General features: G+C 66.3%; 20 protein-coding genes. 9 read left to right on the top strand and 11 right to left on the bottom strand.

Going from position 1 to position 20,419, the window contains the following annotated elements:
* Positions 1-11 precede the first annotated feature (11 nt).
* From EH231_RS30420 to EH231_RS30405, 4 genes are read right to left on the bottom strand one after another with little or no spacing between them, the layout of a single operon-like run.
* The gene (locus tag EH231_RS30420) at positions 12-464 is read right to left on the bottom strand and encodes a MarR family winged helix-turn-helix transcriptional regulator (protein ID WP_044514656.1); all 453 of its coding nucleotides are present in this window, start codon (positions 462-464) and stop codon (positions 12-14) included.
* A 33-nt stretch (positions 465-497) separates the two neighbouring features.
* A complete protein-coding gene (locus EH231_RS30415; RefSeq protein WP_124713933.1) occupies positions 498-1,763 on the bottom strand; it encodes a metal-dependent hydrolase family protein in 1,266 nt (421 codons plus the stop codon).
* Positions 1,760-2,089 (bottom strand): hypothetical protein, encoded by a 330-nt coding sequence (locus tag EH231_RS30410; protein ID WP_124713932.1) that lies wholly within the window; start codon positions 2,087-2,089, stop codon positions 1,760-1,762. Before EH231_RS30410 ends, EH231_RS30415 begins: the two co-directional genes overlap by 4 nt.
* A gap of 4 nt (positions 2,090-2,093) precedes the next feature.
* Positions 2,094-3,359: an aromatic ring-hydroxylating oxygenase subunit alpha gene (locus EH231_RS30405; RefSeq protein WP_090433582.1), complete on the bottom strand. Its 1,266-nt coding sequence runs from the start codon at positions 3,357-3,359 to the stop codon at positions 2,094-2,096.
* Positions 3,360-3,503: 144 nt separating this feature from the next.
* On the opposite strand from EH231_RS30405, the gene EH231_RS30400 reads away from it, so the two are divergent.
* Together EH231_RS30400 and EH231_RS30395 are read left to right on the top strand one after the other, a co-directional pair.
* Complete coding sequence (locus tag EH231_RS30400; RefSeq protein WP_124713931.1) at positions 3,504-4,964, top strand: aldehyde dehydrogenase; 1,461 nt, start codon at positions 3,504-3,506, stop codon at positions 4,962-4,964.
* Positions 4,965-4,980: 16 nt separating this feature from the next.
* A complete protein-coding gene (locus EH231_RS30395; protein WP_124713930.1) occupies positions 4,981-6,123 on the top strand; it encodes an amidohydrolase family protein in 1,143 nt (380 codons plus the stop codon).
* 80 nt (positions 6,124-6,203) lie between these two features.
* On the opposite strand, the gene EH231_RS30390 is transcribed toward EH231_RS30395, so the two are convergent.
* The gene (locus EH231_RS30390) at positions 6,204-6,806 is read right to left on the bottom strand and encodes a TetR/AcrR family transcriptional regulator (RefSeq protein WP_090433807.1); all 603 of its coding nucleotides are present in this window, start codon (positions 6,804-6,806) and stop codon (positions 6,204-6,206) included.
* A gap of 167 nt (positions 6,807-6,973) precedes the next feature.
* Here EH231_RS30390 and EH231_RS30385 point away from each other — a divergent pair, with 167 nt between their 5' ends.
* From EH231_RS30385 to EH231_RS30375, 3 genes are read left to right on the top strand one after another with little or no spacing between them, the layout of a single operon-like run.
* On the top strand, positions 6,974-8,104 hold the full coding sequence (locus EH231_RS30385) for a spirocyclase AveC family protein (RefSeq protein WP_164481086.1): 1,131 nt from the start codon (positions 6,974-6,976) through the stop codon (positions 8,102-8,104).
* Complete coding sequence (locus tag EH231_RS30380) at positions 8,104-8,934, top strand: CbbQ/NirQ/NorQ/GpvN family protein (RefSeq protein ID WP_090433589.1); 831 nt, start codon at positions 8,104-8,106, stop codon at positions 8,932-8,934. The genes EH231_RS30385 and EH231_RS30380 overlap by 1 nt, the downstream gene beginning before the upstream one ends.
* Positions 8,931-10,691, top strand: coding sequence for a nitric oxide reductase activation protein NorD (locus tag EH231_RS30375; protein WP_090433591.1), 1,761 nt, complete (start codon positions 8,931-8,933; stop codon positions 10,689-10,691). The genes EH231_RS30380 and EH231_RS30375 overlap by 4 nt, the downstream gene beginning before the upstream one ends.
* Here EH231_RS30375 and EH231_RS30370 read toward each other — a convergent pair.
* Positions 10,641-11,087 (bottom strand): MarR family winged helix-turn-helix transcriptional regulator, encoded by a 447-nt coding sequence (locus tag EH231_RS30370; RefSeq protein ID WP_090433593.1) that lies wholly within the window; start codon positions 11,085-11,087, stop codon positions 10,641-10,643. The two genes, EH231_RS30375 and EH231_RS30370, sit on opposite strands and share 51 nt — an antisense overlap.
* 189 nt (positions 11,088-11,276) lie before the next feature.
* On the opposite strand from EH231_RS30370, the gene EH231_RS30365 reads away from it, so the two are divergent.
* Positions 11,277-11,888: a hypothetical protein gene (locus EH231_RS30365; RefSeq protein ID WP_090433595.1), complete on the top strand. Its 612-nt coding sequence runs from the start codon at positions 11,277-11,279 to the stop codon at positions 11,886-11,888.
* An 88-nt stretch (positions 11,889-11,976) separates the two neighbouring features.
* Here the strand turns inward: EH231_RS30365 and EH231_RS30360 are convergent, their stop codons facing one another.
* The 4 genes from EH231_RS30360 to EH231_RS30345 all read right to left on the bottom strand — a co-directional run bounded on the left by EH231_RS30360 (position 11,977) and on the right by EH231_RS30345 (position 17,042).
* Positions 11,977-13,350, bottom strand: a complete 1,374-nt coding sequence (locus EH231_RS30360; protein WP_090433597.1) for an FAD-binding oxidoreductase — start codon at positions 13,348-13,350, stop codon at positions 11,977-11,979.
* A 10-nt stretch (positions 13,351-13,360) separates the two neighbouring features.
* On the bottom strand, positions 13,361-14,596 hold the full coding sequence (locus EH231_RS30355) for an alpha/beta hydrolase (protein ID WP_090433599.1): 1,236 nt from the start codon (positions 14,594-14,596) through the stop codon (positions 13,361-13,363).
* Positions 14,589-16,157 (bottom strand): acyl-CoA ligase FadD12, encoded by a 1,569-nt coding sequence (gene fadD12 / locus EH231_RS30350; RefSeq protein WP_241178210.1) that lies wholly within the window; start codon positions 16,155-16,157, stop codon positions 14,589-14,591. Before fadD12 ends, EH231_RS30355 begins: the two co-directional genes overlap by 8 nt.
* A gap of 75 nt (positions 16,158-16,232) precedes the next feature.
* Complete coding sequence (locus tag EH231_RS30345; protein ID WP_044514672.1) at positions 16,233-17,042, bottom strand: 1-acyl-sn-glycerol-3-phosphate acyltransferase; 810 nt, start codon at positions 17,040-17,042, stop codon at positions 16,233-16,235.
* 219 nt (positions 17,043-17,261) lie between these two features.
* Here EH231_RS30345 and EH231_RS30340 point away from each other — a divergent pair, with 219 nt between their 5' ends.
* The 3 genes from EH231_RS30340 to EH231_RS30330 all read left to right on the top strand — a co-directional run bounded on the left by EH231_RS30340 (position 17,262) and on the right by EH231_RS30330 (position 19,655).
* Positions 17,262-18,134, top strand: a complete 873-nt coding sequence (locus EH231_RS30340; RefSeq protein WP_124713928.1) for an arylamine N-acetyltransferase family protein — start codon at positions 17,262-17,264, stop codon at positions 18,132-18,134.
* A 63-nt stretch (positions 18,135-18,197) separates the two neighbouring features.
* Positions 18,198-19,121: a helix-turn-helix domain-containing protein gene (locus EH231_RS30335; RefSeq protein WP_164481085.1), complete on the top strand. Its 924-nt coding sequence runs from the start codon at positions 18,198-18,200 to the stop codon at positions 19,119-19,121.
* Between the two features lie 3 nt (positions 19,122-19,124).
* On the top strand, positions 19,125-19,655 hold the full coding sequence (locus EH231_RS30330; RefSeq protein WP_124713926.1) for a dihydrofolate reductase family protein: 531 nt from the start codon (positions 19,125-19,127) through the stop codon (positions 19,653-19,655).
* On the opposite strand, the gene EH231_RS30325 is transcribed toward EH231_RS30330, so the two are convergent.
* Positions 19,636-20,283 carry a TetR/AcrR family transcriptional regulator gene (locus EH231_RS30325; protein ID WP_090433606.1) on the bottom strand — a complete coding sequence of 216 codons (648 nt, stop codon included), beginning with the start codon at positions 20,281-20,283 and terminating at the stop codon, positions 19,636-19,638. The genes EH231_RS30330 and EH231_RS30325 overlap by 20 nt on opposite strands.
* Between the last annotated feature and the right edge of the window lie 136 nt (positions 20,284-20,419).

Here is a 20,419-nt window from a genome sequence, read left to right as displayed (position 1 = left end):
CGGGAGACGTTTCATGGGTCGATGTGATCGGAGTGCGGTGTGTGGCCCGTACCTTGTTCGATCACCCGGCGGAGGAGTGCCTTCAACTGCTCCTGCTCCTCGTCACTGAGTACGCCGAACACCCGCTCATGGGCCGCGACGGCATCGGCGACGACGGCCGAGGCCACCGCCCGGCCTTCGTCGGTGAGGAAGACCTGCAAAATGCGCCCATGCTGGGGATCCTGTTTGCGCTCGACCAGGCCCCGCTTCTCCAACGCGGTGAGTGCGAGTTGCACGCCCTGCGGGGTGATCAGCAGCCGACGGGCCAACTCGGCGCCGGACAGGCCCGGTTGATTGGTCAACTGGCGCAGGACGCCGATCTGGGCAGTGGTGACCCCGTGCTCTTTGACCGACTCGTTGACCTCGGTGAGCGAGAAATAGAACGCCTGTTTGAGCCACCACAAGGTGTTCTCGGTCAGATCCATCCTCGTACTCCTGCCACACGCCTTGACTCGACGCTAGCGCACCGTGTTCTTGTAGATGACTCCGTCCTTCATCACAAACCGGACATCGAGCGTCGTCGCGATGTCCACGCTGGGATCGCCGGGAACGGCGATGACGTCGGCCAGGTAGCCCGGGGCCAGCTGCCCCAGCTCGTCGGCGGCATCGACCAAGTCCGCGGCCACCACCGTCGCGGCGTGCAACGCCTGCATCGGGGTCATGCCGCGTTCGACGAGGGCACACAATTCCCTGGCGTTCTCGCCGTGTGGGACCGCGGGCGCGTCGGTGCCACAGGCGATGCGCACCCCGGCGTCAATGGCCTTGGGCAGCATGGCTTTCGCCCGTGGGAAGACGTCGAGGGCCTTCTTGCGCAGTTCGGGTGCGATGCGGTCGATAGCCATCGCATCGGTGAGATAGGTGGTCGAGACCAGGAAGGTGCCGTGGTCGACCATCATCTGAATTGTCTCGTCACTGGCCAGGAATCCGTGTTCGATGCAGTCGATGCCGGCCCGGATGCACGCCTGGATCGCGGTGTCCCCGACGGCGTGAGCTGCGACCTTGACACCGGCGCGGTGAGCCTCGTCGGCGATCGCGGCGAACTCGGCATCGGAGTACTGCTGGGCGCCCGGCGCGGTGCTGTGGGACATCACGCCACCCGATGCCGACACCTTGATCAGCTTGGCGCCGTGGCGGATCTGGTAGCGGACGCATGCGATGACATCCGGCACTCCGTTGGCGATGCCCTCGGCGACCGACAGCGGCATGATGCCCGGTGCCAGCCGCTGGAACACCGTGGGATCGAGGTGCCCGCCATAGGGCGTGACGGCGTGACCGGCCGGGAAGATGCGCGGTCCCTGGTGCCAACCCTGGTCGATCGCCCGCTGCAAGGCGACGTCGAGCAGGTAACCGCCGGTCTTGACCATCAGGCCCAGATTGCGGACGGTGGTGAACCCGGCATCCAGTGTGGTGCGGGCATTGACGGCGCCGCGCAGGGTCCGATACGCCGGGTCGTCCTGCACGCCGTGCATGGGGGTCGGCAGACCGCCGGGATTGCCCGGTCCGCCGATCAGCAGGTTGAGCTCCATGTCCATCAAGCCGGGCAGCAGGGTGGCGTCACCCAGATCGATGACGGTGGCCGAATCCGGCAGTGGCCCTTCGGGGTTGACCGCGGAGATCCGGTTGCCCTCGATGAGCACGACCGCAGGGGTCCGGACCTGGCCGCCGGCCACGTCCACCCAACGGGCAGCGCGCAGAATCGTCGTCGCGGCTTCGGCCTCGGTCACGGCACGGGCTCGGCGACGCAGTCCAACGATGTCGCACCGGAATCGGGCACCCGTGGCTGCTTCCAGCACTCCACCGGGAACGACACCGTGATCATCGAATACAGCAGGTGCATCAGGTTGAGCACGTCCTCGGGCAAGGTGTCGAGGCTGAACTTGTCGCAGAAGCTGATCGCTTCCTCGGCTCGCGGCGTGATCGCGTCATAGAACGCCTGCATCTCGGTCATGGTGCTGCCCAACCGCTTGCTGTAGCGCTGCGGCTCACTGGACAGGCACCAGTCCGAAAACTGTTCGAGGTCGGCGAATTCGGCAGGCAGTTTCGTGCTCATCGGTTCACACTCCCGCGGTCTTGCGCTGGTAGTCCTCGATCCAGGCCGCGGTCTCCTTGTGCAGGTGCCGAAGCAGGATCTCCTGATCGCAGAGCAGGAACTCGTCGACCACCCGGGTCTCGATGGAGCTCTGCGTCGCCTCCAGGGTGTTGGCGTCCTGCAGGCCGTACTCCTTGAACGAGACGGCAGCCAGCTCCTGGGCCAACCGCTCCCGCGGTGTGCGTGGCTGCGGGAAGTACAGCGTGCACTCGAAGGTGTGCGTGTTGAACGAGGTCGGCCAGTAGTGGTACGTCAGATACCAGCCCTGGCCCCAGAACAACATGACGAAGTTGGGGAACAGCTGGAACGAGTCCAGTCCCCACGGATCGCACTTGGCGGGATTCAGCCCGGCCGGCATCTCGCCGAGATCCGGTTTGTCCCATGGGCCGAAAAGTCCGCTCTGGCAGACGTCTTCGATGGGCTTGCGCATCTCGTCGGGCATCTCCCAGGCCCGCACGCCGGACGTGCTCACCAACCGGTGCGGTCCGTCGATCCGGTAGTGCGGTGCCTCGAAACCGGACTCCGCGGCGGCCTTCGAGTAGGCGGTGGGGGATTGGTTCGCGTGCAGGATGGGTGCGTGGTAGAACTCCTGGAAGGCGTCCATGTAGAGCTTCCAATTCGCCTTCACCTCAGAGCGATAGGTGAATCTCGAGGTCATCTTGTCGAACGGGTAGCCCTCCAGATCGGTGATCATGGGGCCCAGGAATTCGCGCAGTGACTGCTCGGGGAGCTTGGCGAAGTTGACGAAGATGAACCCCTCCCACACCTCGCAGTGCACGGGAACCAGGCCGTAGCGGCTCTTGTCCAGGTCGAAGAACTCGGCCTCCTGCTGGACGAAGGTGAGCTCGCCGTCCAGGTCGTAACGCCAGGCGTGGTACTTGCAGGTGAACTGCCGGCAGACCCCGCTGGTCTCCTCCAGCGGCATGTCGTCCCACACCAGCTTGTTACCCCGGTGACGGCAGACGTTGTGGAAGGCCTTGACCTCGCCGGACTTGCCGCGTACCACGATGATCGAGGTGTTGGCGGCCTTCATCTCCCGGGTGAAGTAGCTGCCCTTGCGTGAAAGTTGTTCGACCCGGCCGACATTCAGCCAAGCACGTTTGAAGATCGCCTTGCGCTCCAGCTCGTAGATCTCCGGGCTGATCGAATCTTCGTACGACACCGGGCCGGTGCCCAGCTCCGGGTAGTGCTGAGTCCAGCTGCCTTCAGCCGGCTTGGGAAACCGAGCCATGCCCGCTCCTCTGCGATGTGATTCGGCCGACGGCGCCGAGATGGGCTGCGGCGGCCGGCCAGGGCTTCAGCTCGACGGTAGACGGCGGTTCCGTCAATGACAAGTAGTTGATACTCTGGGTCGGAGTGAGGCGGGAGGATCCGAATGGATCAGCATCTTGGGGAGTACCTCGGTGTCGAGGCCGACTGGTCGCTGGACGGCGACCCCGTTGACACGATCGAGGTCATCTCGCCACACACCGAGCAGCCCATCGCTCGTGTGGTGCAGGCCCAGCCTGCCGACGTGGACGCCGCGGTCGTGGCGGCTCGCGCGGCGGTCGACCAGGGGCCGTGGCCACGCCTGGAGCCGGCGGACCGCATTGCGGTCGTGCGGCGCCTGGCCGAGGTCTACGCGCGGCGGCACGGCGAGATGGCACAGTTGATCTCGGCTGAGATCGGCGCGCCGATCAGCTTTGCCCAGCGAGCGCAGGTCGGGCTGCCGACGATGATGATGTCGGCGTTCTGCGACCTGGCCGAGACCCACCCGTGGCACGAGACGCGCACCGGTTTCTTCGGTTCCGACGTCCACATTCGTAAGGACCCGGTAGGCGTCGTCGCAGCCGTCGTGCCGTGGAACATGCCGCAGTTCCTGATCGTCACCAAGCTCGTGCCCGCGTTGCTGGCGGGCTGCGCGGTAGTGCTCAAACCCGCGCCTGAATCACCTTTGGACGCGCTGCTTTTGGCTGAGATGCTCAGGGAGGTCGGCCTGCCCGAGGGCGTGGTCACCGTAGTGCCGGGTGATGCCACCGTGGGCGCCCATCTGGTGGGCCACCCCGGCGTCGACAAAGTCTCGTTCACCGGCTCCAGCGCCGCGGGACGGGCCGTCGCCGCGGCGGCCGCGGCCAACCTGACGAAGGTGAGCCTCGAGCTCGGCGGAAAGTCGGCGGCCGTCATCCTCGATGACGCCGACCCGGCGGTGGTCGCGGCCGGGGTGCGGTCGGCCAGCCTGTCCAACAGCGGCCAGATCTGCAATGCGCTGACCCGCATCCTGGTTCCTGTTACGCGTCAGCACGAATTCGTCGACGCCCTGGCCGATCGGATGAACGCACTCGTCGTGGGCGATCCCGCCGATCCAGCCACCGAGCTGGGACCACTCGTGTCCCGACGGCAACAGCAACGGGTACGCGACTACATCGACCTCGGCCGACGCGAGGGCGCCCGGCTGGTCTGCGGCGGTACAGATTTGCCCGACGGCGTGGACACCGGTTGGTATGTGCGGCCCACCCTGTTCGCCGGCGCCGACAACTCGATGCGTATTGCCCGCGAAGAGATCTTCGGTCCCGTCCTCACCGTGATCGGCTACCGGGACGAGGATGAGGCGGTCGCGATCGCCAACGATTCCGACTACGGCCTGGCCGGCTCGGTGTGGACGGCCGATCCCGAGCGGGGAATCGGGATCGCCGAGCGTGTACAAACCGGGACTTTCGGGGTAAACCAGGGGTACACGATGGATCCGTTCGCACCGTTCGGCGGTATCAAGGACAGCGGCTACGGCCGGGAACTCGGCCGTGAAGGGCTCGACGGTTATCTCGAGACCAAGTCCATCGCCGTCGCGGCCACGCGGTGATCGAGAGGGAATGACGATGACCACTACTACGTCGCCAAGGATTCCTGCCACCGAACGCATCGCGGTGCGATGCGTCGATTCCGACGTGCATCCCGTGCCCCGACGAGGCGAGCTCGGTCAGTACATCCCGGAGCCGTGGCGGTCCAGATACTTCAACACGCACGATGTCGGCGATCTGATCTACTACGACGCTCCCGACTACGCGCATGCCTACGCGATGCGGACCGATTCCTTCCCCTCCGACGGCGAATTCGCCGGCAGTGACCCCGATCTCGCGTTCCGGCAGCTGATCATGGAGGCCGGCGCGGACATCGCGATCCTGGAGCCCGCCGCATACTCGGCCCACATTCCCGAGGCCAACCATGTGATGAACTGCGCGCTGAACGACTGGCAGGCCAACCACTGGCTGGACAGTCACAACAACTGGCACGAGCGCTGGCGCGGATCCATCTGCCTGGCGGTCGAAGCACCGGAGTTGGGGGCGCAGGAGATCGAGCGGTGGGCCGGCCATCCCTACATGGCGCAGATCCTGATCAAGGCCGAGCCGCGACCATCCTGGGGTGATCCGAAGTACGACCCGATCTGGGCGGCGGCGACCAAGCACGACATCACCGTGAGCTGCCACCTGTCCCGCGGCGAGTACGACGAACTCCCGCTCCCGCCGGTCGGACTACCCAGCTACAACCACGACTTCATGGTCACGTACTCGCTGCTGGCGGCCAATCAGGTGATGAGCCTGATCTTCGACGGGGTTTTCGACCGCTTCCCGACGCTGCGGGTGGTGTTCGTCGAGCATGCGTTCACCTGGATCCTGCCCCTGATGTGGCGGATGGATGCCATCTACGAGAAGCGCAAGGGTTGGATGGACATCAAGCGCAAGCCGTCGGAGTACGTCAAGAACCACATCAAGTTCACCACCCAGCCGCTGGACTACCCCGAGGACAAGACCGAGTTGTCGCGGGCCTTCGAATGGATGGAGTGCGACAAGATCCTGCTGTTCTCCAGCGACTACCCGCACTGGACCTTCGACGACCCTCGCTGGTTGGTCAAGCACCTCCCCGAACACACCCGGGAGAACATCATGTTCCGCAACGGGATTCAGACCTACAAGCTGCCCGACACCGTTCCGGTGCTCGAAGGTCAGGTCCGCGTCTTCTGACACTCTCGCGCCGAGACTACGGTTTGTGACGGAATTTCGGCGGATCCCCATCAGAAACCGTAGTTTCGGCGTAGGCGTGGTCAGTGCAGCTTGATGGCCGACACGTACATCTCCACCATGGGCCGGTAGAGGTCGACATCGTCGAGTTCGCTGCCCAGCACCACACCCTCACTGGTGGCGATGAGCACCTGGGCGAATGTTGACGCCGGGATCCGCAGCGTCGCACCCAGACGTTCCATGCCGGTGGCGATGAAGGCGCTGAGCGCCTCGACGACCTCAGCCCGCTTGGCCGCCACCCGTTCCCGGGCGTCGGGGTTGCGTCGCAGGTAGAGGGTGAATTCGTGGCCGAGTGCGGCGTGCTCGGCGCCCCGGTCACGACTCAGTTCACGCCAGCGCTTGGCGATCTCGTCGAGCTCGGGCTCGCCGACCTGACTCGACGAGGACATCACCTCGGCGAAGTTGTCGAAATACCGGCGCCAGTATCTGTCGCTCACTGCCAGGAAGAGATCTTCCTTCGTGGCGAAGTGGTTGTAGATGGCGCCCTTCGTGTAGCCGGCGGCATGGGCGATGTCATCGAGAGATGCTGCGGTGAAGCCCTTTTCGGCGAACACGGCCTCGGCGGCGTCGAGTAGCAGAGAGCGGGTGCGCTCCAGGCGCCGTTCCCGTGTCCACCGCTCGACCATGCCCGAAATTCTGCCACAGATCTGAAAAACCTCTTGGTATCTCAGATACTGAGCGGTATATTCGTGATCGGTGAACGAGAACCCTTGCATCAAGGAGTGTTTCGTCGTCCCGTCACCAGCATTGAGCCGTGCGTGCTATCAGGGCGCGCCCCAAAGGAGGCAGTGGCGTGAGTGATCTTGAGACCAAGCCCGCGGTGGTCGAGGTGGACCGGTCGGTCAAGCCGGTCCAGGTCTGGGCCATCGTCGGCGGGGCGCTGCTGGCCCTGCAGCTGTATGTCTGGATCAGCTGGCTCACCGGCCCCTACTTCGAACGTGTGCCGGGCGGCATCCATGAGCCGCCGCTCTACATGAAGATCCCGTTGATCGCGAACGCGGTTGTGCTCTGGGTCGGTCTGCCGTTCGCCATCTGGTGGTTCTTCATCAGGCCGTGGCGGCGCGAACGGCGAATCACCTTGGACGGCATGCTTTTCGTGTCGATGGGCTTGATGTTCTTCCAGGACCCGTTGCTGAACTACTTCAACACCTGGTGCACCTACAACACCTGGTTGTTCAACCGTGGCTCCTGGTCGTCGAACATCCCTGGCTGGGTGTCACCGGAGGAACCGGGTCGCCAGGTCGCCGAACCGCTGCTGACGAACGTGCCCGGTTACGCATACGGCGTCCTGCTGATCACCATCGTCGGCTGCTGGCTGATGCGCAAGATCAAGAACCGCTGGCCGGGCATCAGCAACCTGCGGCTGATCCTGGTCACCTATGCGATGGCATTCGTCTTCGATTTCGTGATGGAAGCGCTGGTCATGCTGCCGATCGGGTTCTACACCTACCCGGGCGCGATCCGGTCGGTCTCGTTCAACGCCGGCACCTACTACCAGTGGCCGATCTACGAGGGGCTGATGTGGGGCGGTGTCCAGGCGGCCCTGTGCTGTCTGCGTTTCTTCACCGATGACCGCGGCCGCACCATCGTCGAGCGTGGAATCGACCGGGTGCGAGGCGGATTCGCCAAACAGCAGTTCGTCCGCTTCCTGGCGATCTTCGCCGGGGTCAGCGCGTGTTTCTTCTTCTTCTACAACCTGCCCGCCCAGTGGATCGGCATGCACTCAGACCCCTGGCCGGAGGATCACATGAAGCGCTCGTACTTCACCGGCGGCATCTGCGGTGCCGGCACAGACACCCCCTGTCCGGACCCGGTTCTACCCATACCCACCAAGCGGTCCGGCTTCATCAACACCGACGGTCAGCTGGTGCTGCCGGAGGGTGCACAACTCCCGACGGTGACACCGTTCATGCCGGAGAACTGATGTCCACCAATCATCACAGCGTGGAACTCGCCGTGGAGTCTGCGGCCACACCCGCGCCGTTCTACCGTTCGGTCGGTGACGAGGCCGACGTGTTCCGGGCGGCCGCCCGGCGCGGATTGCCGGTCTTGCTCAAGGGTCCGACCGGATGCGGGAAGACCCGCTTCGTGGAGGCGATGGCGCACGAGCTCGGGCGCGAATTGATCACCGTGGCCGGCCATGAGGACATGACCTCTGCTGATCTTGTGGGCCGCTTCCTGCTCAAGGGCGGGGAAACAATCTGGGTCGACGGACCGCTGTCCAGGGCGGTCCGCCAAGGGGCCATCTGCTATCTCGACGAGATCGTCGAGGCGCGTCAGGACACCACCGTGGTCATCCATCCGCTGGCCGATCACCGGCGCGAACTCCCGGTGGACCGGCTCGGCACCACCCTGTCCGCGGCGCCCGGGTTCCAACTGGTCATCTCCTACAACCCCGGCTACCAGAGCATCCTGAAGAACATCAAGGAATCGACCCGCCAGCGGTTCGTAGCGATCGAACTCGACTTCCCGCCCGCCGACATCGAAGTCGAGGTGGTCGCTCATGAGGCCGGGATCGACCGGCGAACGGCAGGCGCCCTGGTTCGCCTCGGCAACGCCATCCGCGGGCTGCAGGGCTCACCGCTACGTGAGGCGTCCTCCACCCGAATGCTGATCCTGGCCGGCGGACTGATCGCCGAGGGCCTGCCGGTACGTAGCGCTGTACAGGCGGCGATCGTTCGGGCCCTGTCCGATGATCCCGACATCGTGCGTGCCCTCGGTGAGCTGGCCGACGGTGTGCTCGACGTGACGTGACCGGAACCGAACCCGCAGGGCTGCAGCGGTTTCGATTGCTCGCGACGTTCATCGTAGGCCGGGCAGTCGATGTGGCGCCGGCTCCGGCCGGTCGGCTCGCGCATACCGACGGCCGCGTCGTCTTCGTCTCGGCGGATCTGACCGAGGCCGAGCAACGCCGTGAACTGGTGCTGCAATGTGCGCTGCTGGCAGCCGGAAGTCTGGACCGCCAGTGGGTGAAGGCGTTGCGCATCCGGCCGGCACTGGCCTCGCGTTACCTGTCCGAAGAGGGGCATCGAGCCCTGGCTGAGTTGGCTTCCCGAGTTCCGCTGGCGGCCACCCTGTGTCCGGTCAATCGACACTCCACCGCCGGTCCCGCCGATTCGCTGGCACTGGCCAAAAGCCGTGCCCCGGTGTTCGATCCACCGGAATGGTTCGGTGTCATCAGGCCCACGATGCTGCTGAGGTCTGCCCGCGACGCCACAGGTCCGGGGTGCTCCCGCGACGCGCGGTTCGCATTCGACCCGGTGGCGAGCGGTTCGGATGACGACGCTGACGATGACGACGCCAACGACGAGGGGCCAACCGAGGAGAGCAAGATCCTCAAGCTGTTCGAGGCGCCGGCCTTCACATCGCGAGCTCTCTCGGAATTCCTCCGGAAGATGTTCGGCGGCTCGCGTTCGTTCGGCGATGACAGCGCCGGTGCCGAGCTGCCGATCGGTGCGGTTCGGCGGGCACGTCAGGTTGGGGCGAACGCCAGGCCTCTGCCCATCCGGATCGAGTTCGCCGACAAGGGCAGGCCGGACGTTGCGGTGAGCGCCGGAGGTGCGCTGTACCCGGAATGGGATACCCACAACGACCGCTACCGGCCGCAGTGGTGCCGGGTCATCGATTTTCCGCTGACCTCCGCGGCGGAGGTGACACCCGCCGGGGCAGCGCCGGATCACATGCTGCGACAGCGTCTATCGCGAGTCGGCCTGGGTCCGAAGATTCTGCGTGGCCGCGCCGATGGTGACGAACTGGATACCGAGGCACTCGTCGACTTGTTCGTAGACCTGCGTTCGGGCCATGCGCCACCGGAGCACATCTACACCGAACGACGGAACCTGGACCGCAACCTAGGTGTTCTGATCCTGCTCGACGTGTCGGGCTCGGTCACCGACACCGACACCGAGGGCCTGGCGGTGCACGACCATCAGTTGCAGGCGGCCGAGACGCTAGCGGCCACGCTCGAAGAACTCGGTGATCGGGTGGCCGTCTACGGTTTCCGCTCCCAAGGCCGCCAAGCCGTGCATCTGCTTGCCATCAAGACCTTCGAGCAACGCTTCGGCGCCGCCGAGCGGTCCCGGCTCGGCCAGCTTCAGCCTTTCGGATATACGCGTCTCGGCGCGGGGATCCGCGGTGCCGGTGAAATCCTCAAAACCCAAGCGGGAGCGCCACACCGGCTGCTGCTCGTACTCTCCGACGGGTACCCGTACGACGACGGCTACGAGGGACGATATGCCCAGGCCGACGCCGCCAAGGCGCTCGAAGAACTGCGGGCCGACGGCATGGCTTGCCTGTGCCTGTCCATTGGCGCGCCCGCCGACCCGGACGCACTCGTTCAGGTCTTCGGCTCAGCCAGTCATGCCGGCGCCGCGACGCTGTCGGAGCTGAGTCCTCGGATGGATGAGTTGTTCTTGTCCGCTCTGGCCGAGCTGGCCGCTCCGATGCAACGGCGACGTGCGTCAGCGGCCGACCGGACCGCACGGGTTGTCGCCCCGTCCGGCTTTGCGTAACAACGCCTTGAGTTGCCGCTGTTCGGTGGGCGTCAGGCGGTCCAGTACCCGCTGATCGGCGGTGTGCACGGCCTCCTCGGCGCGGGTGAGCAACGCTCGGCCCGACGCAGTGAGTTCGGCGGGCAGCGCCTTGCCCGCCGCCGCTGTATCGGGGCGGCGCACCGCGCCCGCGGCTTCCAGGCGGTGCAGCAGCTGGTTGGTCGCCTGCGCGCTGACGTTGGTGAAGCGGGCCAGTTCGGCGCTGGTGAGCCCGGGGTTCAGCGAGATGATCCGCAGGCAGACGAACTCCGCCAGTCCGAGTCCGAGCGGAGCGAGAACCGCGGCCGCTTCTGGCCGCAGCGTGGCAGCTACCCGGTGCAGGAGGTATCCCAGCGGCTCGCTGTCGGGGGCAGTCATAGCTGGCATCTTCACATGCGCCGCACTCGCCGACCATGCGGATCGGTCGCACCGTTTCGCCCACAGCTCAACCAGTTCTCAGCCAGATCTCATTGAATTGGCCCGGATAGGGGCGTATCAAGGAACTTGATACACCTGTCGGGCCGCGCTCCGCTGGTCCGGCTGAAATCTGGAAAAAGGATGTGTGACATGGGTTTTGGAGGATTCTTTGGCGGCTGGGGTCCGGTGGGATTCGGCGGCGGCAACTGCGGTCCCGAGGGGCAGGGTGGGTTCGGTCCGGGGGCGTTCGGCGCACCCGGTTTCGGTGGCGGTTTCGGCGGCCCCGGGTTCGGTAAGGGCTCCGGGCCGGGCTTCGCGCTCAAGCGTGCGGCGGTCGGCACGGCGGCACTGCTGCTCGACGGACCGGCCACGGCTGAACAGATCGTCGAGCGCACCACCGAAGCCACCGGCGGTGCCTTCACCCCACCGCTGGACATCGTCGAATTGGCCATCGCCGCACTGGCCGGCCGCGGTGTGGTCACTGTGTCCGGCGGTGTCGCCACGCTGACCGAATTCGGCACCCAGTTGCTGGCCTGGCGCGGCATCACCAGCGAGACCGCGCACGCGTTGTTCGGCAAGGTGGGCAAGTTCGCGGATGTAATCAAGATCCGCACCGGCCTGCACGAGGTCGCGGGTCTGGCCCGCACCATCGCGTTCACGGGCACGGACGAACAGAAGGCCAAGCTCGGTGAGGTGCGGACGAACCTGCTCGCGGCGATCACCGAGGCGAAGAAGGCCCTGCACGGGGTGCTGGCCAACTAGTTTCTCGCGCCGGGACTACGGTTTCTGACGGAAAATCCGGCGAATTACGTCAGAAACCGTAGCCTCGGCGTCGTCAGCGGTCTGGGAACTAGCGCAACACCGAACCCGGGTTGAGGATGCCCTGTGGATCCAGGGCATCCTTGATCCGGCGGGTCAACGCCATCACGTCATCGCCGACTTGTAGTGGCAGCCAATCCCTTTTGAGCCGGCCGATGCCGTGCTCGCCGGTGATGGTGCCGCCCATGGCGATCGCCAGTTCCATGACCCGGGCGAACGCCTGACGGGCGCGCTCGCTCATATCCGGATCCTCGGCATCGAACACCACCACCGGGTGGGTGTTTCCGTCGCCGGCGTGCGCGACGACGCAGATCAGCACGTCGCAGTCGTCGGCGATGCGCTTGATGCCGGCGACCAGTTCCGGCAGGTCGGGTATCGGTACCGTGACGTCCTCGAGATAGAACGTGCCCAGTTGCATGAGGGCCAGGCCCACCAGCCGACGGGCCGCGGTGAACGCGGCGCCCTCTTCGGCGTCGTCGGTCGCGTAAACCTCGGTGGCACCGGACTTCTCGCAGGCCTCGACGATGTGGGCGATCTCCTCGGCGGCGGCGCCGGGTGCATCGGATTGAACCAGCAGCATCGCCTCTGCCGAGCGGTCCAGGCCCATGCGGCGATAGTCCTCGACGGCGTTGATGGTCGCGTGGTCCATCAGCTCCAACATCGCGGGCCGGACCTTCTCGGTGATGGCCACCACCGCGTCGGCGGCGTCCTGCACCGAGCCGAACAGCGCGACCGCGGTCGAAGCCGGGGGCTGCGCCGGGATCAGCCGCAGGGTGAGTTCGGTGATCACCCCGAGGATGCCCTCGGAACCGACGAACAGCTTGGTCAAGGACAGGCCGGCAACGTCTTTCAATCGTGGGCCGCCCAACCGCACGGCCGTGCCGTCGGCCAGCACCACCTCCATGCCGAGCACGTAATCGCTGGTGACCCCGTACTTCACACAGCACAACCCGCCGGCGTTGGTCGCCGCGTTCCCGCCGATCGAGGAGATCTCGACCGAGCCCGGGTCGGGCGGGTACCACAGCCCGTGCTCAGCGGCTGCCTTCTTCACCTCGGAGTTCATCAGACCGGGTTGCACCACCGCGACGCGGCTCGCGGTGTCGATGCGGATGTCGCGCATCCGTTCGGTGCTGAGGATGATGCCGCCGTCGACCCCGTTGGCGCCGCCGGCGAGCCCGGATCCCGCGCCCCGGGGCACCACGGGCACACCATGTGCGCTGGCCCACCGCAGCACGGCCTGCACATCCTCCGTCCTGGTGGCCCGCACCACGGCCCGTGCCCGGCCCGCTTCCGGGTCGAGTGCGGCGTCGCGCCGATAGCCCTCGATCACGGCGGGATCGGTGATCACCGCGTGGTCCGGCAGTTCGGCGGCCAGTGCGGCGATCTCGGTGTCCGGTGTGGACATCTCAGAAATTCTAGTAACCGGAAGCGATCTCCGCGGTGTTCTGAGAGCTGACCCTGGCGCGGGCCCAGTTCAGGAACTCCGCGACGGCATCGGCCGTGTAGTGCCCGCGCGGTGAGCCGAAGATGTCGAAGGCGTGCTGGGCGTGCGGAATCTCGGCGTAGACCACCGGCGAGTTCGACACCTTGCGCAGCGCGGCGACGAATTCGCGGCCTTCGCCCACCGGGATGAGGGAGTCATTGGCGCCGTGCAGCACGAAAAACGGTGGGGCATCGGGGTGTACCAGCGTGATCGGTGAGGCGTCCTTGTACACCTGATCATTGGCGGCCAGCGGCAGCTTGACGATGAGCCGCTCCAGCACCTCGACGAACTCGGCCCGCCCGGTGCCGGCGGTGCTGAACCAGTCGTAGCGGCCGTACACGGGTACCGCGGCGGCGACGGAGGTGTCGGCGTCCTCGAAACCCGGCTGCCACTTCGGATCGTTGGGGGTCAGCGCGGCCAGTGCGGTCAGATGCCCACCTGCCGAACCGCCGGTGATGCACACCGCGTCGGGGTCGCCGCCGTACTCGGCGATATTGGCCTTCACCCAGGCCAACGCCTGCTTCACGTCGATGATGTGGTTCGGCCAGGGATGGCGCGGGCTGATCCGGTAGCCGATCGACACGCAGATCCAGCCCTGCTCGGCCAGGTGACTCATCAGCGGGTACGACTGGGGCCGGCGCATGCCGATCATCCACGCCCCGCCAGGTACCTGCAGCAGCACCGGCGCCTTGCCGTCGCGGGGCAGGTCCGGGCGCATCCAGATGTCGGCGAGGTTGGCCCGATGCGGGCCGTAGTGCACGGTCTTGCTCACATAGCGACGCCGGCTCATGGACGTGGAGTACACCTCGCCGCGACGCAGGGGTCGCAGCGCCGACGGGTACTCGTCGGCCAGGGTCTCGCGTACCGGATCTTCGAAGTAGCGCCGGGACTGCACACCGCGACGGTGCACCAGCACCAGCAATGCCCAGGAAATCGTCTTGAGCAGCAAGGAGATTCGTCCGCTCGCGGACCTGTAGTCACCACGGATGGCGCGGCGCAGCGCATCGAGCGCCGACCCGGTGATCACCAGTGGTGCGTTCTCCGAGGTGGGCCAGCCGAACGCGAAGGCCAGGATCGTGCCGTAACCCCTGCGTCCGATCGGTTTCACTGCGTTGGCAGCGTTGAGCAGCTCAGCGGCCGCTGCGAGCAGCCGTCGGCGTTCAGCCATTCACCTTCTCCTGGAGTTGGCGTCGGTCGATCTTGCCGGTGCTGTTGCGCGGCAACTCGGCGAGCACGGTGATCTCCCGCGGCACTTTGTAATTGGCCAGGTTCTCTCGAACATACGCCTTGAGCTCATCGGGGGTGACCGCACCGGAGAGCACCACGAACGCGACGAGCCGCTGTCCGTACTGCGCGTCGTCGGCACCGATCACCGCGGCCTCCGCGACATCGGGATGGCCGGCCAGTACCTTCTCCACTTCGATCGGATAGACGTTCTCGCCGCCGGAGACGATCATCTCGTCGTCGCGGCCCACCACGAACAACCGGCCCGCCTGGTCGAGGTAGCCGACGTCGCCCGAGGACATGAAGCCCTCGTGGAAATCCTTCGTCGTACCGGACGTATAGCCGTCGAACTGGGTCGAGTTGCGCACGTAGATGGTGCCCACCTCCCCGGTGGGCACCTGCCGGAACTCCGTGTCGAGAATGCGGATCTCGGTGCCCTCGGCGGGTCTGCCCGCGGTATCGGGGGCGGCGCGCAGGTCGGCCGGCGTCGCGGTGGCGATCATGCCGGCCTCGGTGGCGTTGTAGTTGTTGTAGATGATGTCGCCGAACCGGTCCATGAATGCGATGACGACATCGGGCCGCATGCGCGATCCGGATGCCGCCGCGAACCTCAGCGTGCGTCCGTCATAGCGGTTCAGCACGTTCTCGGGCAGTTCCATGATCCGGTCGAACATCACCGGCACCACGCACAGGCCCTTGGCCCGGTGCCGGTCGACGAGCTCGAGCGTGGCCTCGGGGTCGAACTTGCGGCGGGTGACGATGGTGCAGGCCATCGAGGCCGCGAAGGCCAGCTGGGAGAAACCCCAGGCGTGGAACATCGGCGCGACGATCACGACGCGCTCTTCGGTGTGCCACGGGGTGCGATCCAGGATCGACTTGAGCACCTCGGGGCCACCGCCGGAATGCTTGGCGCCCTTGGGAGTTCCGGTGGTGCCCGAGGTCAGCAAGATCACCTTGCTCTTCTCCTCGGCCCGCCGGGGCTCCTCGCCACGGTGCTGCTCTACCAGCTTGGCCACCGTGACGTCGTGGGCGTGGGTGTCGGTCCACGCGACGATCCGCGCGGCGGTGGGCCGGTCGGAGAGGGCGCGGTCGACGGTGTCGGTGAACTCCTCGTCGTAGATGACGGCGTCGACCGACTCGCGGTTGATCACCTCGGCCATCGCAGGCGCGGCGAAGGATGTGTTGAGCAGCAGCACGTCGGCGCCGATGCGGTTGGCGGCGATCAGCGACAGCACGAACCCGCGGTGATTGCGGGCCATGATGCCGAGCACCTTCGGTTCACCATCAGGCAGTGCCTGCAGGCCGGCGGCCAGGGCGTCGGCCTGCTGGTCGACCTGTTGCCAGGTCAGCGTGCCGAGTTCGTCGACCAGGCCGGGCCGATTCGGGCAGCGCTGTGCCGAGGCCGCGAAACCCGAAGTGACGCTCATGTTCTCGCGCGCCATGGCGGCGGCGATGCGCAGGTATTTGTCCGGGCGCATCGCCGTGATGATTCCGGCCCGGCGCATGGTGGTGACCAGGCCGACGGTGTCGGTGACCCGGTCCAGCGGTCCCGTCAGCAGATCGAGCGGATTCACCGGTGTTCAGCCGATCACCGGGAAGCGGCGCTCTTCGGCCAGCTCGTCCAGCGCGCGCTGCATGACCCGGCGGACGTGCGCGTCGACCTCGTCGATATCGGGGTTCTCACCGAACTCGGCCTCGATGTCGATCGGCTCCAGCGTCTTCATCACGATCTTGCTCGGCAACGGCACATTGAGCGGCAGTACGGCAGACAGGCCGAACGGAAAACCGAACGACACCGGCACGATCTTGGTGCGGGCCAGCCGCGCGATCGGGCCGAGGGCCTTGGCCACCCCGGTGCCGCGGGACAGGAACAGCTGGGTCTCCTGGCCGCCGATGCCGACCATCGGCACGATCGGCACGCCGGCGTTGATCGCGGCCTTGATGTAACCGGTGCGCCCGGCGAAGTCGATCTTGTTGGCCGACAGGGTCGGCCGGTACACGTCGTAGTCACCGCCGGGGAACACCACGACCACGCCCCCGGAGCGCAGGGCCTCGTCGGCGTTCTCGTGGTTGGCCCGGATGAATCCGGTCTTCTTGAAGAAGGCCGCGGTCGGCCCGGTCATCAGCATGTCGTGGCTGAGGGTGTACACGGGGCGCTCGAAGCCGAACTTCTCGTAGAAGCCCGTCGCGAACACCGGCACGTCCAGAGCGAACAGGCCGCCGGAGTGGTTCGACACCACGAGCGCGCCACCATTGGGGAAGCTGTCCAGCCCGCGCACCTCGGCGCGGTGGTAGCCCTTGATGAGCGGCCGTAAGAAGCCCATGACCTTCTCGGTCAGGCCCGGATCCCACTTGGTGATTTCGGACGGATCGATGTCGGTCGCAGCCACAGGGTCCCCCTGATGTGGATTGGAACGTGTTCTAGTTTTGCTAGTGTACCCAGGTGGAGGGTAAAAAACCCATTTGCTTCACTGGTCCATCTGCCTACCGCCGAGTAGCTGTGGACAATCCTCTCAAAACCACAGGTCGCGCCGCGTGGCTATGAGACCGACGGATTCGTCACAGTCGAGTTGACCTGAACCACGGTTGAGGCAGCATCATTGGCCGGCATGGGCTCATCGCCATCTGACTCGCCGTCTGACTCGGCATTCGACCTGCTCGGCTACCTCGGCCGGATCGGCTATGACGGTTCGACTCAACCGGACTCCGACACCCTGCGGGGCGTCATCGCCGCACACGGCCGCACCATCCCGTTCGAGAACCTGGACCCGCTGCTGGGCATCCCGGTCGCCGATCTGAGTGCCGCGGCGCTGTCCGACAAGCTGGTCAGCCGGCGCCGCGGCGGCTACTGCTACGAGCACAACGGGCTGCTCGGCTACGCCCTCGACGAGCTGGGCTACGGCGTCGAACGTCTCGCCGGGCGGGTGGTCTGGATGAAGGAACCCGGCGCCCCGTTGCCCGCGCTCACCCACAACGTGCTGGCCGTGATGGTGCCAGGGGAGGCCGGGCGGTATCTGGTCGACGTCGGCTTCGGCGGGCAGACGCTGTCGTCGCCGATCCGGCTGCAGACCGGTGCGGTGCAGCAGACCCGCCACGAGCCCTACCGGCTGCTGCAGTTGCCCACCCGCCACGAGCCTGAGTACGAACTGGCCGCGCAGGTCCGCGGTCAGTGGCAGCCGCTGTACCGGTTCACCGCCGTGCCGCAACCGCGGATCGACCTCGAGGTCGGAAGCTGGTATGTCTCAACGCATCCCGGCGGGGTCTTCATCGTCGGGCTGTCCGCGGCGCTCGTCACCGACGATGCCAGGATCAACTTGCGCGGCCGGAATCTGGCGATCCACAGCCACGGTGAGACCGAACGCATCCGATTCGGCACCGCCGCAGAGGTTCTCGACGCGCTCACCGGGCGGTTCGGTGTCAACCTGTCCGATCTCGACGGCGTCGACGTGGAGGCGCGGGTGGCGCAGGTGCTGGACAGCTGAATCGGCCCGGGCAACCACAGCAGGAAATGTCATGGTTCGCAGACGGACGGCCGACCATACTCGGTGACCGTGGAGGACCAACCGAACGGCCGTGACCGGCTACGCGAACTGCTCGACGCAGTCGTCGACGACGACAACTCGGGCGTCGGCGACATGGCCCGCAGCAGTTATGCCTCGGAGTTTCACTTCTCCCGCGAGGTGCGCCGGCTCACGGGGGAACCACCCGCGGCGCTGCGCCGGCGGGTCATGCTCGAGCGTGCGGCCTGGCGGTTGCAGCAGGGGGCCGGGGTGGCCGAGGTGGCCGAGACCGAAGGGTGGTCGTCGGCCGAGGTGTTCTCCCGGGCGTTCCGCCGCGCCTTCGGGGTGCCGCCGTCTCGCGCCGACGATGTCGGATTCCGGTTGACCGCTCCCAACGGAGTGCACTTCCATCCGCCGCAGTCGTTGTGGTGCGATGCCGACCCGGGCGAGGCCGCCGGCCCGGATATCGCCCAGTTCATGCTTGTGCACGATGTCGCCGACACCGACTACCTGATCGGTACCGCCGCCGAGCTTTCCGAACAGCAATGGGGCCGGGAGATCTCACCGGGCCAGGTGGTACTGGACTGGGACGGACCGGAACCCAGCGTCGCGGCGGTACTCGGCGCGATCGTGTGGACCAAGGAGGTCTGGCTGGCGACCATCGAGGGCCGGGATTTCCCCTCGCGTACGACGACCGGCGAGGCGACGGCCGGGCAGCTCGCGGCGCACCATCGTGTCATCGGAAAGCGCTGGACCACACTGATATCCGAATACTCGGCCGCGGGGCGACTGGGCGACACTGTGATCGATGCGCTGTGCGATCCGCCGGAATCCTTCCAGCTGTACGGGATCATCGCGCACGTGCTCACCTATTCGGCGCATCGGCGGGCACTCGTGCGGGGAATGTTGGCCCGACATGGTGTCCAGGTCGACCGGGGTGACCCACTGGAATGGATGAGGAAGGACTGACTGGTGAAGACCGTGTACTACACCGCTTCGAGCTTGGACGGGTTCATCGTCGACACCGAGGACAGCCTGGACTGGCTGATCTCGCGGGACATCGACCAGCAGGGCCCGTTCGGGTACGACGAATTCATCAAAACCATTGGTGCGCTGGCGATGGGGTCGTCCACCTACGAGTGGATCGTGAAGAACCATCCCGACGAGTGGGGGTACGAGCAGCCGGCATGGGTGCTGACCCATCGGCCGCAGATCATCTCCACCGACTACCCGGTGCAGGTGTTCTCCGGCGATGTCGCCGAGCTGCACCCGCAGCTGGTCGAGGCCGCGGCCGGCAAGGACGTCTGGCTGGTCGGCGGAGGGGACATCGCCGCCCAGTTCGTGACGGGCGGGTTGATCGACGAGATGATCGTCAGCTACGCGCCCTGCACATTGGGGGCGGGGTCGCCGGTCCTGCCGGTTCGGTCCGAGTGGGCGCTGGCCGAATCCGGGACCAACGGCGACTTCGTCTGTGTCCGATGGGTCAGGGTGACTGCCGACTGAACCGCGGCACGCCGTTGCGCCGGACGAATTCCCTTGACTTGATCAGGAATTCGAGTTGCCGGGCGACATCGTGCAACGGATTGACCGATCGGGACGACCGGCACAGCACCACGGCGCCCTCCAGGGTGGCGATGCACATCACCGCCAGGGAGGAGGCGTCGGACTCGTCGAAACCGTCGGCGGCGAAGGCCCCGGCCAGGGCGGTGCGCCAGCGGTCGAAGATGGCGGCGGCCGCCGCGGTGAGGTCGGGTTCCTCGTCGGGGGCGGCGATCGCCACCGCGACGACCGGGCAACCTGCGGCGAAATCGCTTCCGATGAGCACCCGTTCCCAGAATTCGACGAATCGATGCACCAGATCCCATGCGCTGTCGGAAGTTTCGGCGCCGATGACATCGCCGATTCTGTCCGCGGCGAACTGGAGCGCCTCGATCAGGATCTGGCGACGTCCGCCGGGGAAATGGTGGTACACCGAACCGCGTGGTGCGCCGCTGCGGGTGAGGACTTCATCGATCGTGACGCCGGCGGCGCCCCGCTCGCGCAGCACCTCGACCGCGCTGCTGAGCATGCGGGCGCGGGTGGAGCCACGCTTGTTGCGCGGCTTCGCGGCGGTGTCAGGCGACCCGGTCATGCAGGAACTGCGAGGAACAGCGAAGCAGCATCCGAGGGGTGATGGGGCGCACCGGGGTGTGTGGTGTGCGGACCCGACGGGTGAACCGGTGACCGGCGAGGTTGAGTTCAACGACCCACATCGCGCACCGCCCTTC

This window comes from Mycolicibacterium nivoides (assembly GCF_003855255.1).
Lineage (GTDB): Bacteria > Actinomycetota > Actinomycetes > Mycobacteriales > Mycobacteriaceae > Mycobacterium > Mycobacterium nivoides.
The sequence above is the reverse complement of the archived record's forward strand: the minus strand, read 5'-3'. Positions and strand labels throughout refer to the sequence as shown.

Bases quoted from the DNA above. Each gene is read 5' to 3' on its own strand.
- EH231_RS30355 (WP_090433599.1), bottom strand. From the start codon at position 14,596: ATGGCTGAACGCCGACGGCTGCTCGCAGCGGCCGCTGAGCTGCTCAAC.
- EH231_RS30340 (WP_124713928.1), top strand. From the start codon at position 17,262: ATGGGCTCATCGCCATCTGACTCGCCGTCTGACTCGGCATTCGACCTG.
- EH231_RS30360 (WP_090433597.1), bottom strand. From the start codon at position 13,350: ATGTCCACACCGGACACCGAGATCGCCGCACTGGCCGCCGAACTGCCG.
- EH231_RS30410 (WP_124713932.1), bottom strand. From the start codon at position 2,089: ATGAGCACGAAACTGCCTGCCGAATTCGCCGACCTCGAACAGTTTTCG.
- EH231_RS30380 (WP_090433589.1), top strand. From the start codon at position 8,104: ATGTCCACCAATCATCACAGCGTGGAACTCGCCGTGGAGTCTGCGGCC.
- EH231_RS30400 (WP_124713931.1), top strand. From the start codon at position 3,504: ATGGATCAGCATCTTGGGGAGTACCTCGGTGTCGAGGCCGACTGGTCG.
- EH231_RS30395 (WP_124713930.1), top strand. From the start codon at position 4,981: ATGACCACTACTACGTCGCCAAGGATTCCTGCCACCGAACGCATCGCG.
- fadD12 (WP_241178210.1), bottom strand. From the start codon at position 16,157: ATGCGCCGGGCCGGAATCATCACGGCGATGCGCCCGGACAAATACCTG.
- EH231_RS30370 (WP_090433593.1), bottom strand. From the start codon at position 11,087: ATGACTGCCCCCGACAGCGAGCCGCTGGGATACCTCCTGCACCGGGTA.
- EH231_RS30390 (WP_090433807.1), bottom strand. From the start codon at position 6,806: ATGGTCGAGCGGTGGACACGGGAACGGCGCCTGGAGCGCACCCGCTCT.
- EH231_RS30325 (WP_090433606.1), bottom strand. From the start codon at position 20,283: ATGACCGGGTCGCCTGACACCGCCGCGAAGCCGCGCAACAAGCGTGGC.
- EH231_RS30420 (WP_044514656.1), bottom strand. From the start codon at position 464: ATGGATCTGACCGAGAACACCTTGTGGTGGCTCAAACAGGCGTTCTAT.
- EH231_RS30365 (WP_090433595.1), top strand. From the start codon at position 11,277: ATGGGTTTTGGAGGATTCTTTGGCGGCTGGGGTCCGGTGGGATTCGGC.
- EH231_RS30405 (WP_090433582.1), bottom strand. From the start codon at position 3,359: ATGGCTCGGTTTCCCAAGCCGGCTGAAGGCAGCTGGACTCAGCACTAC.